Origin of the sequence: Bradyrhizobium sp. CCBAU 11357, from assembly GCF_028128865.1 — a bacterium.
GTDB lineage: Bacteria > Pseudomonadota > Alphaproteobacteria > Rhizobiales > Xanthobacteraceae > Bradyrhizobium.
Map to the genome: position 1 here is coordinate 169,450 of NZ_LBJW01000106.1, position 12,776 is coordinate 182,225.

Below are 12,776 nucleotides of genomic sequence, written 5' to 3' on the forward strand. Positions count from 1 at the left end.
TAAGCACCGCCATGAATCCCGACCATGACCTTCCCAATCACTTTGAGTTGCTTGCCACCGACGGGGCCGCACGCACCGGGCGGCTGACCACTCCGCATGGCGTGGTGCGCACCCCGGCCTTCATGCCGGTCGGCACCGCCGGTGCCATGAAGGGCATGCACTGGCGCGAGGTGCGCGATGCCGGCGCCGACATCGTGCTCGGCAACACCTACCATCTGATGCTGCGTCCGACCGCCGAGCGGATCGCAGCGCTCGGCGGCCTGCAGAGGTTCACCGGGTGGAACGGACCGATGCTGACGGATTCCGGCGGCTTCCAGGTGATGTCGCTGGCGGATTTGCGCAAGGTCAGCGAGCACGCCGTCACCTTCCGCTCGCATATCGATGGCGCCAAGGTCGAGCTGTCGCCGGAGCGCTCCATCGAGGTGCAGCGTTTGCTCGGCTCCGACATCGCCATGCAGATGGATGAATGCGTGCGGCTGCCCGCCGAGCGCGCCGACATCGAGCGCGCGATGCAATTGTCGCTGCGCTGGGCCGAGAGAAGCAAGCGCGCCTTCGAGACCGCCCCGGACGGCTACATGCTGTTCGGCATCGTGCAGGGCGGCGACGTGCCCGAGCTTCGTCATGCCAGCGCGAGAGGGCTGGTCGGGATCGGCTTCCATGGCTATGCGATCGGCGGGCTTGCCGTCGGCGAGCCGCAGGCGGTGATGCTGGCGATGATCGACGAGACCGCGCCGCTGCTGCCGAAGGAGCGGCCGCGCTATCTGATGGGCGTCGGCACGCCGGACGACATCCTCGAGGCGGTGAAGCGCGGCATCGACATGTTCGATTGCGTGATGCCGACGCGCAATGGCCGGCACGGCGTCGCCTTCACGCGCTACGGCCAGGTGAATTTGCGCAATGCGCGCCATGCCGACGATCCGCGCCCGCTCGATGAAGAGAGCTCATGGCCGTCGACGCGCAACTGCGCGCGCGCCTATCTCCATCATCTCGTCAAGGCGGGCGAGACGCTGGGGGCGATGCTGCTGTCCGAGATCAATGTCGCATACTACCAGTTCCTGATGCAGGGCATCAGGGACGCGATCGCACACGGAAATTTCGAGGAGTTCTATCAGCGCACGCGCACGGACTGGGCGAGGGGCGATATCGCCCCGCGCTAGATCAACGGTCCAAACTCAGTTGCACACGATCCGCCGCTTCACGGCATGCTTGGTCACGAAGCCGTAGCCGCAATTGTCGCAAGTCCAGAGATAGCTGATCATGTGGTCCGAGACGTAGGCAGATGCTTCAGCGGCGACCATGGAGTCGGCGCAGACGGGACAGGTCGGCAACTCACTGCAACGCGGATCACGCCTTAGCGTTACGGTCGACATCACTTCAGCAACTGCTGACATCGTGCTGACCTCCCTGCTTTGAGACCTAAGTCTAACATAAGCAGAATCAGTTGACGAGGTCGCAACACAAATGCGTTGGTTTTCTGCTAATTAGAGCTCACGTGATTTTGCGATGCAGCGTATTTAACATGTGCTGCATTGCCGCTTGCGTGTCGCCGCAAGCTGTCCGTAACTGCGCAAGGCCGCGACAGACGTGCAGATCGTCGCCTCAGGGAGTTCATCATGGACGCATCGTCCAACACGGGTGCAGCGCACCAACCCGGCCGTGGCCGGATCTACGACTCGATCGTCGATGCCTTCGGCAACACGCCCGTCGTGCGCTTGCGCCGGCTGCCCGGCATGCACGGCGTGAACGCGACCATTTTGGCAAAACTTGAATATTTCAATCCTGCCGCGAGCGTGAAGGACCGCATCGGTGCGGCCATGATCATCGCGATGGAGAAGGCGGGCATCGTCAAGCCCGACACCGTGCTGATCGAGCCGACCTCCGGCAATACCGGCATTGCGCTCGCCTTCGTGGCGGCCTCGCGCGGCTACCGGCTCAAGCTGGTGATGCCGGAATCGATGTCGATCGAGCGACGCAAGATGCTGGCCTTTCTCGGCGCCGAGCTGGTGCTGACGCCGGCGGCGCAAGGCATGAAGGGCGCGATCGCAGCGGCCGAGGAGCTCTTGAAGACGACGCCGAATTCGGTGATGCCGCAGCAGTTCAAGAACCTCGCCAATCCCGAGGTGCACCGCCGTACCACCGCGGAGGAGATCTGGAACGACACCGGCGGCAGCATCGACTTCTTCGTGGCCGGCGTCGGCACCGGCGGCACGGTCACCGGCGTCGGCCAGGTGCTCAAGCCGCGCAAGCCCGGCTTGCGTGTTGTCGCGGTCGAGCCGGAGGAGAGCCCGATTCTGTCGGGAGGACAGCATACCCCGCACAAGATCCAGGGCATCGGCGCCGGCTTCGTCCCCGACATCCTCGACCGCGCCGTGATCGACGAGATCGTGAAGATCAACTCGACCACGGCCATCGAGACCTCGCGCGCGCTGGCGCGGCATGAGGGCATTCCGGGCGGCATCTCCTCGGGCGCCGCGATCGCCGCCGCGCTCGAGATCGGCAAGCGGCCGGAAGCTGCAGGAAAAACCATCCTCGCCATCGTGCCGTCCTTCTCCGAGCGGTATCTTTCAACGGCTCTGTTTGAGGGGATCTGAGACATGGCAGATCAACCGAGGCGGCCGCGCACGCTTGGCGATGCCAGAACGGAAGCCGAGGCGGCGTTCAAGAAGGTGACTGCGAAGGTCGCCGCGCCGCCGCCCCAGCAAAACGCCGTTCCCGGCATCAAGGAGCAGGTCACGCTGCGGATCGACCAGGACGTGCTGGAGTTCTTCCAGGAGGGCGGTCCCGGCTGGCAGGACCGCATCAACGAGGCGCTGCGCAAGGCGGCGGGGAAATAGATAGGCTCCGACCCGGCATGCCGGACCAGCGGCGTCTCTCCGCGGACTGTGACATCCGCTTGGCGCGCATCCCTATCCTCGTCATTGCGAGGAGCTCTTGCGACGAAGCAATCCAGACTTGTTCCACGGAAAGATTCTGGATTGCTTCGCTGCGCTCGCAATGACGGAATATGCTGCAACACTGTCCATACCAACGAAAAAGCCCGGCGCGAGCCGGGCTTTCGTCTTCCGAGATCGGCGTCCGTCTCAGCGGCGGAACATGCCGCCCATCATGCCGCCGACGACGCCGCCGACGAAGGCCGCGCCGGCCGCATCGCCGGGATTGCTGCGTGGCTGGGGAGCCGGTGCGGGCGCGCTGCTCTGAGCCGGGGCGGTAGCGGCGCGGCGAGCAGCCTTCTGGCTGGTGTCGCTCGCGGTCGCGGGGGTAGCCACGATCTCCGAGAGCAGAGCTTTATGCTGAAGCTTGTTGAGGTAACCCGATGAGGGATAGCCGCGCGCCGTCTGCCAACGCTTGAGCACTGACCGGGTCTCGTCGTTGAATGTGCCGGTCTGGTTGGTGTCGAAGCCGAGCGCCGTGAGCCGACGCTGCACGTCGCGGCGCTTGTTCTTGTCGAGGCCGATCTGGTCCTCGGTGACTTGGGTGGCCTCGTCGGTGAAGGTCGCGGGATCGACGCCAGCGTTGAGCGTGCGGGTCGCGGTCGAGGGGCCGCTCTTGATCGCCGCAAGCCGTGCCAGCGCCAGCGCCTTGAACTGGCCGTTAGGGTAGGCGGTGAGGTAGGCGTTGAGCTCCTCGGGCTTGTTGGACTCCTTGACCGAGCGCCAATATTCCAGCTCTACGCCGTCCGAGCCTCCGGTCGCTGCCGGCATGATGCCGGTCGCGGTCGGGGCCGCGGCGGCAACCTGGGTGGTCGGGGCCTGATTGAGATAGACGGAGCCGGTCAGGTTGGTGTGGCCCCAGGGCAGCTGGCCCTTGCGCGTCTCCTCATTGACCTGAGCGCGCACCGACGTCATCGCCTGCTGGATCTCGACGCCGGGCTTGGTGATGTTGTCGATCAGCGCACGCGTGAACGGGCTGTTATTGCCCTCCTGGCCGTCGAGCGCGGTCTGGCCCGGGCCGGTGGCGAACGCGATCAGCGTGCCTTCGCCGGACTTCATCTCGGCGAGGCCGCTCTGGACGTTGACGCTGCGGGTCGCCGAATTCGACTTGATCTTGGCGGCGAACGGATTGTCGCGGCAGGCATCGAGGAAGACGAGCTTGACCTTGGCATCGCCCATAGTCTGCTCGAGCGTGAGGTCGATGTTGATGGCGGCGCCCAGCTTGACGTCCATCTCCGACTTGATGTCGGCGTCGACGGGCAGCAGGTAGTTGGTGCCGCTGACGGCGATGCCGTGACCGGCATAGTAGAACAGCGCGATGTCGGAGCCCTGCGCCTTGCGGCCGAAATCGAGCAGCTTCTCCGTCATCTGGTCGCGGCTGAGATTGGAGCCTTCGATCACCTCGAAGCCGACATTGCGCAGCGTCGAAGCCATCGCCTTGGCGTCGATCGGCGGGTTCGGCAATTGCGCGACGTTCTTGTAGGAGCCGTTGCCGACCACGAAGGCGACGCGGCGGTCAGCCTTGGCGGCACTGACCGACAGTGCCACGCACATCAGCGAAGCGAGGAGGGTGAGATAGCGCATTCTGAAATCCCCAGAATCGAATTGCAGGCAGCAACAAATTGGCAACGAACCTACACGAAGTGCCCGACTTCGCGCCACCAAAACGGCAGTCCGTTGCGGCAACCCGCTGCAGTGTGGCCGAATGTGCACGATGGAGTGTCGCTCCAGCGTGATCCAAATCACACGGCCACTTGGTTTTGTCGCGCGAGGCGGCGCGTGGTTCACCTTGCGCGGGCGGGAACCGGCGAAGCGGGCTTCAAATTAAGGAGATTGCCGAACAGGATCAGCGCGGCGCCGAGCACGGTCCAGGCATCGAGCCGCTCGGAATACAGCAGCCAGCCGGCGGTTGCGGTCAGTGGAACCCGCAGGAAGTCCATGGGAACCACGATCGTCGCGTCGGCGTAGCGCATCGCGCTGGCGAGGCAATAATGTGAGAACGTGCCGCAGACGGCGATCACGCCGACCCAGGCCCAGACATAGAGCGATGGCCAGGTCCAGACGAAAAGCGTCGGAACGAAGCCTGCGACGGACTGCACCACCAGCATCCAGAACAGGATCGAGAGCGCGCTTTCGGTGCGGGTCAGCGATTTGACCTGCGCCATCGAGACGCCGAATCCCATCGCCGCGCCGAGCGCGATGAGCTGGCCCGGATTGATCTCCCCGGCCACCGGTCGGACAATGACGATAACGCCGACGAGGCCGAGCACGATGGCGGCGATCTTCCACGGGGTCATCCGCTCGGACAGGAAGCTTGCCGCGAGGAGGGCCGTCCAGATCGGCATGGTGAACTCGATGGCCACCACTTGGCCGATCGGGATCAGCGTCAGTGCGAAGAACCAGCCGAGCTGCGCAATATAGTGCACCAAATTGCGGGCGACATGCTGCGGCAGGCGCGATGTCTTGAGCACCTTCAAGCCGCCGGCGCGGTAGATGATCGGTGAGAGCAACACGAACCCGGCCAGCGACCTCACTTCCATGATCTGAAAAACATTCAGCTCGCGCGTGGTCTCGCGCCCGGCCACCGCCATGACCAGCATCAGTGACAGCCAACCGGCCATCCACAGTGCAGCCATCATTTTCGACGGTGTGGTGCTCATTTGCGGCGGGTGGAATACGAAGGGGCGGCCGGTATCGGCGACATTGCCGCCGTTTGCAACGGCCAAATCTGCGGATGCAGCGATGCAGGGCGGCGTGTTAAGGCATCAGCCGAACAACAACGAGAAACATCGGGAGAGATTGCCCATGCGCATCCTGCAGCCGGCCGAGTGGAAAAAACCGCGGGGCTTTTCCCATGGCGTCGTGGTCGAGGGGCCGGGGCGGTGGGTGGTTCTGGCCGGACAAACCGGCGGCGACGAGGCGGGCAATTACGCGCCCGACATGGCGGCCCAGGTCGCGACTGCACTGAAGCGGATCGTCAAGCTGCTGGGCGAGGCCGGCGCCGGCCCCGAGCACATCGTCCGCCTGACCTGGTACCTGACCAGCCGCGCCGAGTACGAAGCGGCAGGTGCCGGCATCGGCGCGGCCTGGAAGGAAACGCTCGGGCGCAATTTTCCGCCCTCGACGCTGCTCTATATCGGAAGCCTCGTGGACGAGCGTGCCAAGGTCGAGATCGAGGTCACGGCGTTCGTGCCCGGCACATAAATTTCGACCCGGCGGGGTCGCCGGATCGATCGTCGCATCACCCGGCGTCTTACTTGGACATCGAGATGCTGGCCCCGCGGAACTGGCTGTCCGCGCGCATCGTGACGTTCTGCTTGTTGCCGGACGTCTTCAGAGAGATGTTGGCGTTGAAGCCGGCGGTGGAGGCCACCAGCTCGTAGTTTCCTCCGCCGCCGCGGCCCTGGAGCGAACCGGAGATGTTGCGGCTGGTCTCGGACCAGCTGCCTGCAATGGCGCCGCCTTCGGCCTTCACGTTGGCGCCGAGATTGAACTTGTAGGCATCGCTGGCGCAGGTCAGCGACATCTCCATGGTCGGTCCGATCGGGGCGTATTTGGCCCGGCAGCGGATCCGCTCGGTGGAGCCGTCATCCAACGTGACCGTACCAGCGCCGCTCCAGCTGCCCGCCAGCGGGGCGAACGGGCCGGACTGGGCCTTGCTTTGGGTATTGGCGATCCCTGCCGCAAACAAAACGGCGGCCGCGATCAGCAGCCGCCGGTTCCGGGCGCGAGCCTCAATTGACTTATTGGCGCGATGCTTCCCACCGCCCGCTGCACGGTATGCCTGCAGATGCTCCATTCCACTTCCCCGATCCGGCGTTGCCGCTGAGTTGACCGTTGGCATATGCACCATTGATCGAAACTTTCACAAGTCCCCCACTGCCGATGGTGCCGGAAACGTTAGCGCCGGGCGCTGTGATCTTGCCGTCGGCAACCGTCAGCATGGAGCTTGCGGTCGGCTCACACGAACCGCTCTTGGTCACGATGGTAACCTGCCAATTGCCGTCATAGGGATTCTGGGCGAAGGCGGGGGCGGCGAGGGTGCCGGCGAAAACTGAGGCGGCACAGAACACCGCAATGCGACCAAAACGCATGAATTCGTCCTTGAACGTGTCTGAGATACTGACGCTTATTCGGACGAAATGTGACGGAAATTTGTTGCGATGCCAAAACGAAAATTGTTCCTGTGGGAACAATGGTTTATTTGCCCTTTTGGCTTCGATTTCCGAAGTGGAATCAAAGGCCCCTCACGTTAAGGGTAAACGTCAGGGCGACTCGGGAAACCTGACTCAGGGAGCTTGGCCTAGGAGAGGCTCGGCGCGGAGGTCGCGAACTGCTCGTCCTGGGCTTTGGCGGGCAGCGCTTTGTGAACCTTGGCGTAGTCGATCACGTCGGCCAGCAGCTTGAGCCCGAGCGGCGCCAGCGCGCGCTCCCAAAGCTCCCGTGCGGTCTCGCCCTTCTTGACGAAGCACCAGTCTTGGGCGGCGATCGCACCGGCATCCATGCGGTCGGCGAGATGGTAGATCGTGCCGCCGGCGATCGGGTCGCCTTCCTTGATGGTCCATTCCACCGCGGCCTTGCCGCGGTGGCGCGGCAGCAGCGAGGGATGATAGCCGATCCCGCCGAACCTGGCGGCGGCGAGCGCATCCTTGCCGATCCTGGCATGGCTGTGTGCGGTGATGATCAGATCGGTGTCCGGCGCGATCTCGGAGGCGACCACCAGCTTGGGATTGGCTTGCACCTCCACCTCGATGCCCGCCGCCTTGGCCGCCGCGGCAAGGCGGTCGTCGGCGTCGGCCACCACGACCCGGACGACCGAGACGCTGTGCTCCCGGAGCATGTTCAGGGTGGTCACGCCGAAATGGCGGGACCCGACGAGGGTAATGCGCATGGGTGTCCGATCCGTCTCGCAACTGCGTACATCCCCCGATAACACGTCCGCACGCCCTGTCACCACCCGCGCAACGTTTGCGAGGGTTATCAACAATGCGCCAGGCGCCGGTTGCGTGAACTCTGGGATTGCGCGGTCGAGCTGTCCGGTGCTTCCATCCGGGCATGACACCGGCTCGGGAGCGAGCGCATGCGCAGCATCGGTTTTTTCGTCGTCGCGACACTGATGGCGGCCACTTCGGCCCAAGCTGGCGGGCCTTACCCGGCGGTCCCGCCCGAGACCGGGGTCGCGCCATCAATAGGGCCGGCCTGGGACGCCTACCGTTGCGCGCAGGGACCAGTGATCAACTTCTATCATGGCGCCTATTACGGCGAGGAGCCGCCGGCGCTCTATCGCGGCTACGCCTACCGGCCGTACTATCGTTACCGGGCCTATCGAAGATTGCCGCGCACCTATTTCTGCGTCATCGACGAGAGCACGTGACGGGTTCCTGTGTTTCGTTCTTAACAGAGATATCTCGGATTGGCTGATAGAGTGCGCCAACCGGGGCTGGCGACATTTCAACCCGCATCCGTTTTCGAACCCGGCTTTGGCCGCTGGCGTCACCGCCGGCGGCCTTTTCATGCCACGCATCACGAAATCATCGAACGGTAACACGATCTCAACCAGCTTGGCGTATCGACGAATCCGTCGCGGATTTGTATTGCGTACCGCGACACTGAAATCGTCCGCCGGCGTGGGCGCGCCGCCGGGCCGTTTCGCCGGGACAGATTTCATGCCGAACGCGATCGAGCAGATCGTCGACGCCTATGTGCGTCTGAAGAACCGTCGTGGACTCGACGAGCTGATGATGCACAGGCAGCGGCTCGCAGTCGATCTGAAGAGCCGGTCCGGCTATGATTTCAGCCTGCCGATCGGCCAGATCGACGAGGAGATCGCGATCATCGAGGCGGGGCTCAGCCGGCTCAAGGCGGAGAATTCCACGAGCTAGAAAGTCTGCATCGTGCACTGGATTCGGCGCTGACGCATTGTCGCAGCCCGAGCCCGGTTCATGCAGGGTTCAGGCCGGCCAAGTCTAATGGCCAAGTCGTTCGTGGGACGCGAACCTGAGAGGCTTGTCCCAGTGATTTGGAGGAATCGTCATGATCGAGCTTGCGCTGGCCGGCCTGCTTGCATTCGCAACCGTGCCTGCGGCATCGACGGTGCCCACGGTGGAGCAAGTTCAATTCAGAGGCGGTCCCGGCGGACAATGTCCGCGCGGCTATGATTTCAACCACTCGAACGGGCGCTGCTATCCCAACGAGCATCACGCGCCGGGTGTCTATACCCGCGATCCCGGGCCCCGTTACGGCGGCGAGCTCTGTCCGCGCGGCTACGATTACAATTACACGAACGGCCATTGCTATCCAAACGGGGCGCATGCGCCCGGTGCTTATGGCGCTCCCGAACACTACGGACGACGCGGCGAACTTTGCCCGCCCGGCTTCGATTACAACTATTCGCGCGGACAATGCTTCCCGAACAACGCTCACGCGCCTGGCTTGTACGGCCGATAATCCATCGCCAAGGGGGCGAGCTTAGTCGCGCCGGCCACCATCGATGACCGTGAACAGCGGCCGCGCCGGCGTCGGCTCGACCAATAGCTCCTCCACCAGTGCGGTCGCCGCATCGACATATTTGCGCGTGGGCTTGTCGAGAGGGCGCTTGGCCTCGTCGTCGAGCGCGACTTTTGCGGCCTCGACCAGCTTGCGCATGCGTGCCGCATGGTCGTCGCCCGCGGTCAACGTCGCGCGCGCCAGCGAGCGCAGCACGAACAGCTCGCCCTCGAGGCGAAGCAGACGGTCGTTGAGCCTGGTCAGGACGGCGTTGAGGTCGGCCATGGTGTCGGAAGCGGAGGGGTCCGTCCTGATCTAGCCGCGATCGGTGAACGGAGTCCAAACGGGGCCGGTGCAATTCGGCCGATCCAGCGTCACCGCGGGCGGCTTACCACTCGACGCCGGCCCAGCGCCTCCCGAACACGGGCGGCTTCGTCTTCACGGCCTGCCAGCCGAAGAAATGATGCTTGCCGGACCAGGCGTGCACGACGCCGTTGCAGATGCCGCATTTGAAGCTGCCGCTGTGGGCCTCACTATGCTCCTCTTTGGTCGCGGTGTAGTTCATGCCGCAACTCGCACAGGTGAATTCTTCGATCGTCCAGATGCTGTTGGCCATGGTCCGGAATGCGTTTCGGTGACTGCGAATGGAAGGTAGTCACCAGCGTTTGCAGCGGCGTAAACCGGCGCCGGGAAATCCGGTTAATGGGCGTTAGCCAAGGCGGGTTGGAGTGCGGCCGATGCGGTATCCAGCAGCCGGTCGTCTTGACGCCAGATGCGTTGCTGGCAATAACGGCTGAGCCCGCAACCGCGGAAGTTGCGTTCATGCCGCAAGGAAAGCTGTGCCCGTGAAAAGCCTCCGTCAGCTGCTGACGGGAGAGGACGTCATCCAGCTCGTGATCCGGCTCGGCCTGTTGGCCCTGCTGATCATCTGGACCTTCCTGATCATCCGCCCGTTCGTGCCGATCCTGGCCTGGAGCGGGGTGCTGGCGGTCGCGTTTTATCCGGCGTTCAGCTGGGTTGCCAAGATCCTGGGCGGCCGGCCCAAGACCGCAGCCGCGATCTTGACCCTGATCACGCTGGGCATTGTCATCGGTCCGGCAACCTGGCTCGGCATCAGCGCGGTGGACGGCGTGCGTGAGCTGGCACACCAGCTCGGCACCGGCGACCTCGTGCTCCAATCGGCCCCGGAGCAGCTCAAGTCCTGGCCGCTGGTCGGCCCCTGGCTCTACGAGCTCTGGGACCAGGCCTACAACAACGTTCGGGCGGTGGTGCGCGAGGTGGCGCCGTATCTCCAGCCGCTGGCCGGCCCGCTGCTCTCGCTCGCGGGCGATGCCGGCGTCGGCACGCTCCAGTTTCTCGTCTCGGTGTTCGTGGCGGGCTTCCTGTTTCCGCATGGGCCGCGCCTGGTCGCCGCCGGCCGCGGCTTCCTGTTTCGGATCGTGCCGGAGCAGAGCGAGCATTTCCTCTCGCTGGCCGGTGCGACCATCCGCGCCGTGGCGCAGGGCGTGATCGGCGTCGCGATCGTGCAGGCGCTGCTCGCCGGCATCGGCTTCAAGCTCGCCTCGGTGCCGAGCGCGGGCCTTCTTGCCTTCATCGTGCTGCTGCTCTCGATCGTGCAGATCGGTGCTTTCCTGGTGCTGCTGCCTGTCATCATCTGGATCTGGACCGCAAAGGACGTCACCACCGCGCTGCTGCTCACCGTGTTCTTCGTGCTGGTCGGCTTCATCGACACCATGCTGAAGCCGCTCGTCATGGGCCGTGGCCTGACCACCCCGACCATCGTGATCTTCGTCGGCGTCATCGGCGGCACGCTGGCCCACGGCATCGTCGGACTGTTCATCGGACCGATCATCCTGTCGGTGGCCTGGGAAATGATGATGGCCTGGATCAGGACCGAGGACCGGGCGGAGGCGGGGAAGGCTTGATCTCGCCCCGCCACCGCGGTGTCTACCGCCCATGCCGGATAGCTCGCGGCCTGTGATCAAGGCGCGCCGCTAACTTGTCTGTTCGACTAGACAAGTTACCATTGGGTCGATTCTGTTTTCGACTACGGCAGCAATGGCGAAGTCTTCCAAGCTGGTTGCCGCCAGGCGCGGCAAGGTATTGTTGGTCAGACGTCGGTCGGACGGCCTGTGGATGTTCCCGGGCGGCCGCAAACGCGCGCGCGAGTCGGAAAAGGACTGCCTGCGGCGGGAGATCAAGGAGGAGCTGCCCAAGCTGAAGCTCGGCAGGATCAGCCTCTGGAAGGAAGTGAAGACGAGGAACAAGCGCTCCGGCCGCAAGATGAGCGACGCGATCTTCATCGCCAAGTCCGCCAAGGGCAGGCTGGCGATCGGCGACAAGAAGGAGATCGACCGCGCCGCTTGGCAGAAGCCCCGCGGCATCCGCCTGACGGCGACCTCGCGCTACATCCGCGACCGCCTGTTTCCCCGCAAGCGGCGGCGAAGCTGAGCTGCTAGTCCTCGCGCGTCGCCGATCGCGTCCGTCCGGCGAATCTCCGCGACTGCGCCACCTGCGGCTCGGGGGCCGTCAGCTTCGCGGCCTGGAGTTCCCGCATCTCCTTGCGGACCTGGCGCGCACTGCGCATCGCCCGCTTGATGAAGGGATGTTGAGAATCCTCGGCGAAGAACAGCACGACTTCGCAGCTCGGACATTGCCTGGAATAGCCGTCCTGCAACCGCCCGGCGCGATCGCGAAACACGTTCTTGCACCGCGTGCACTGAATCTGGACTGAACTCATGCGCGGATGACAATCACTTTGAAGATGGATCGTCAGCTGATCCGAAATGTCTGAAGAAAGCTTGAATGCAGCCAGTGGCTATTGCTTGGCCGCCATCGTCTCCAGGCAATGGTTGAGAAAGGCGGTGCGATCCCTCGGCAGCACCTTCTCGAGATCGGCCTTCAGCGCGCATTCGCGCTGGCGCAACTGCTCGGCACGACGATTCTCGGCCGCCTCGCGATATTCGGGCGCGACCTTGTTGGGATCGACCAGCGGCTGCGCGTGGGCGGGGACCGTCGCGAGCAGCGCGACGGCACTGATGAAAATGAATGGTTTCAAATGAGCCTCCGTCAAAGCGGGCATCCTAGCGCGCGGCGGGCGCGCGCTCAAACGGGACCATGCGGTAGCCCGTTCCGGCCAGGTCGGTGTGGTCCGATCGGCCAGTCTTGGAACCTCATCGGCGTGTGAACCAGTTCACAAGCGTGGGGCGAAACCGCTGCTATGAAGACGTCATTGTTTAACCGATTCATTTTGAACGAACGCCCCAGCGTGGCTCCAAGCGCTGGGGCTTTTTCGTGCCTCCATTCTCGCGACCAGGGCCAGATCGTCGGGATCGCGCCGCCGCCTCGAACGTTGCCGGG

Annotated in this window: 19 protein-coding genes; 9 read left to right on the forward strand and 10 right to left on the reverse strand. The window is 64.2% G+C overall.

The annotated features are described in order from the left end of the window. Positions 1 to 11: 11 nt before the first annotated feature. Positions 12 to 1,157 carry a tRNA guanosine(34) transglycosylase Tgt gene (tgt, locus tag XI05_RS24895; protein ID WP_271506736.1) on the forward strand — a complete coding sequence of 382 codons (1,146 nt, stop codon included), beginning with the start codon at positions 12 to 14 and terminating at the stop codon, positions 1,155 to 1,157. 15 nt (positions 1,158 to 1,172) lie between these two features. On the opposite strand, the gene XI05_RS24900 is transcribed toward tgt, so the two are convergent. After that, positions 1,173 to 1,391, reverse strand: a complete 219-nt coding sequence (locus XI05_RS24900) for a hypothetical protein (protein ID WP_172783720.1) — start codon at positions 1,389 to 1,391, stop codon at positions 1,173 to 1,175. Positions 1,392 to 1,613: 222 nt separating this feature from the next. On the opposite strand from XI05_RS24900, the gene cysK reads away from it, so the two are divergent. Continuing rightward, a complete protein-coding gene (gene cysK, locus XI05_RS24905) occupies positions 1,614 to 2,591 on the forward strand; it encodes a cysteine synthase A (protein WP_271506739.1) in 978 nt (325 codons plus the stop codon). A gap of 3 nt (positions 2,592 to 2,594) precedes the next feature. Continuing rightward, positions 2,595 to 2,834 carry a BrnA antitoxin family protein gene (locus tag XI05_RS24910; protein WP_271506741.1) on the forward strand — a complete coding sequence of 80 codons (240 nt, stop codon included), beginning with the start codon at positions 2,595 to 2,597 and terminating at the stop codon, positions 2,832 to 2,834. A gap of 246 nt (positions 2,835 to 3,080) precedes the next feature. Here the strand turns inward: XI05_RS24910 and XI05_RS24915 are convergent, their stop codons facing one another. Together XI05_RS24915 and XI05_RS24920 are read right to left on the reverse strand one after the other, a co-directional pair. Beyond that, complete coding sequence (locus XI05_RS24915; protein WP_271506744.1) at positions 3,081 to 4,514, reverse strand: caspase family protein; 1,434 nt, start codon at positions 4,512 to 4,514, stop codon at positions 3,081 to 3,083. A gap of 200 nt (positions 4,515 to 4,714) precedes the next feature. Continuing rightward, complete coding sequence (locus XI05_RS24920; RefSeq protein ID WP_271506907.1) at positions 4,715 to 5,590, reverse strand: DMT family transporter; 876 nt, start codon at positions 5,588 to 5,590, stop codon at positions 4,715 to 4,717. 145 nt (positions 5,591 to 5,735) lie between these two features. Between XI05_RS24920 and XI05_RS24925 the strand changes: the two genes are divergently transcribed. Beyond that, positions 5,736 to 6,134, forward strand: coding sequence for a RidA family protein (locus XI05_RS24925; RefSeq protein ID WP_271506748.1), 399 nt, complete (start codon positions 5,736 to 5,738; stop codon positions 6,132 to 6,134). 49 nt (positions 6,135 to 6,183) lie between these two features. On the opposite strand, the gene XI05_RS24930 is transcribed toward XI05_RS24925, so the two are convergent. The 3 genes from XI05_RS24930 to XI05_RS24940 form a co-directional block, all read right to left on the reverse strand. After that, positions 6,184 to 6,729, reverse strand: a complete 546-nt coding sequence (locus tag XI05_RS24930; protein ID WP_271506751.1) for a hypothetical protein — start codon at positions 6,727 to 6,729, stop codon at positions 6,184 to 6,186. Further along, entirely contained in the window at positions 6,674 to 7,024 is a 351-nt protein-coding gene (locus XI05_RS24935) for a hypothetical protein (protein ID WP_172783726.1), read from the reverse strand. Before XI05_RS24935 ends, XI05_RS24930 begins: the two co-directional genes overlap by 56 nt. Before the next feature lie 209 nt (positions 7,025 to 7,233). Next, positions 7,234 to 7,821: a formyltransferase family protein gene (locus tag XI05_RS24940; protein ID WP_172783727.1), complete on the reverse strand. Its 588-nt coding sequence runs from the start codon at positions 7,819 to 7,821 to the stop codon at positions 7,234 to 7,236. 189 nt (positions 7,822 to 8,010) lie between these two features. On the opposite strand from XI05_RS24940, the gene XI05_RS24945 reads away from it, so the two are divergent. The 3 genes from XI05_RS24945 to XI05_RS24955 all read left to right on the forward strand — a co-directional run bounded on the left by XI05_RS24945 (position 8,011) and on the right by XI05_RS24955 (position 9,377). After that, positions 8,011 to 8,304: a hypothetical protein gene (locus XI05_RS24945; RefSeq protein ID WP_271506754.1), complete on the forward strand. Its 294-nt coding sequence runs from the start codon at positions 8,011 to 8,013 to the stop codon at positions 8,302 to 8,304. A gap of 292 nt (positions 8,305 to 8,596) precedes the next feature. Next, the gene (locus XI05_RS24950; RefSeq protein ID WP_271506909.1) at positions 8,597 to 8,812 is read left to right on the forward strand and encodes a hypothetical protein; all 216 of its coding nucleotides are present in this window, start codon (positions 8,597 to 8,599) and stop codon (positions 8,810 to 8,812) included. 151 nt (positions 8,813 to 8,963) lie between these two features. Beyond that, entirely contained in the window at positions 8,964 to 9,377 is a 414-nt protein-coding gene (locus XI05_RS24955; RefSeq protein WP_172783729.1) for a hypothetical protein, read from the forward strand. Positions 9,378 to 9,398: 21 nt separating this feature from the next. Here the strand turns inward: XI05_RS24955 and XI05_RS24960 are convergent, their stop codons facing one another. Together XI05_RS24960 and XI05_RS24965 are read right to left on the reverse strand one after the other, a co-directional pair. After that, complete coding sequence (locus XI05_RS24960) at positions 9,399 to 9,701, reverse strand: hypothetical protein (RefSeq protein ID WP_027575377.1); 303 nt, start codon at positions 9,699 to 9,701, stop codon at positions 9,399 to 9,401. A gap of 103 nt (positions 9,702 to 9,804) precedes the next feature. Continuing rightward, positions 9,805 to 10,032 carry a hypothetical protein gene (locus tag XI05_RS24965; RefSeq protein ID WP_025036396.1) on the reverse strand — a complete coding sequence of 76 codons (228 nt, stop codon included), beginning with the start codon at positions 10,030 to 10,032 and terminating at the stop codon, positions 9,805 to 9,807. A gap of 223 nt (positions 10,033 to 10,255) precedes the next feature. Between XI05_RS24965 and XI05_RS24970 the strand changes: the two genes are divergently transcribed. Together XI05_RS24970 and XI05_RS24975 are read left to right on the forward strand one after the other, a co-directional pair. Continuing rightward, a complete protein-coding gene (locus XI05_RS24970; protein ID WP_271506757.1) occupies positions 10,256 to 11,341 on the forward strand; it encodes an AI-2E family transporter in 1,086 nt (361 codons plus the stop codon). Between the two features lie 133 nt (positions 11,342 to 11,474). Further along, a complete protein-coding gene (locus XI05_RS24975; protein ID WP_172783732.1) occupies positions 11,475 to 11,867 on the forward strand; it encodes an NUDIX hydrolase in 393 nt (130 codons plus the stop codon). Positions 11,868 to 11,871: 4 nt separating this feature from the next. On the opposite strand, the gene XI05_RS24980 is transcribed toward XI05_RS24975, so the two are convergent. Then, positions 11,872 to 12,117, reverse strand: a complete 246-nt coding sequence (locus XI05_RS24980) for a hypothetical protein (protein WP_306557883.1) — start codon at positions 12,115 to 12,117, stop codon at positions 11,872 to 11,874. Between the two features lie 117 nt (positions 12,118 to 12,234). After that, positions 12,235 to 12,474 (reverse strand): hypothetical protein, encoded by a 240-nt coding sequence (locus tag XI05_RS24985; RefSeq protein WP_271506760.1) that lies wholly within the window; start codon positions 12,472 to 12,474, stop codon positions 12,235 to 12,237. Between the last annotated feature and the right edge of the window lie 302 nt (positions 12,475 to 12,776).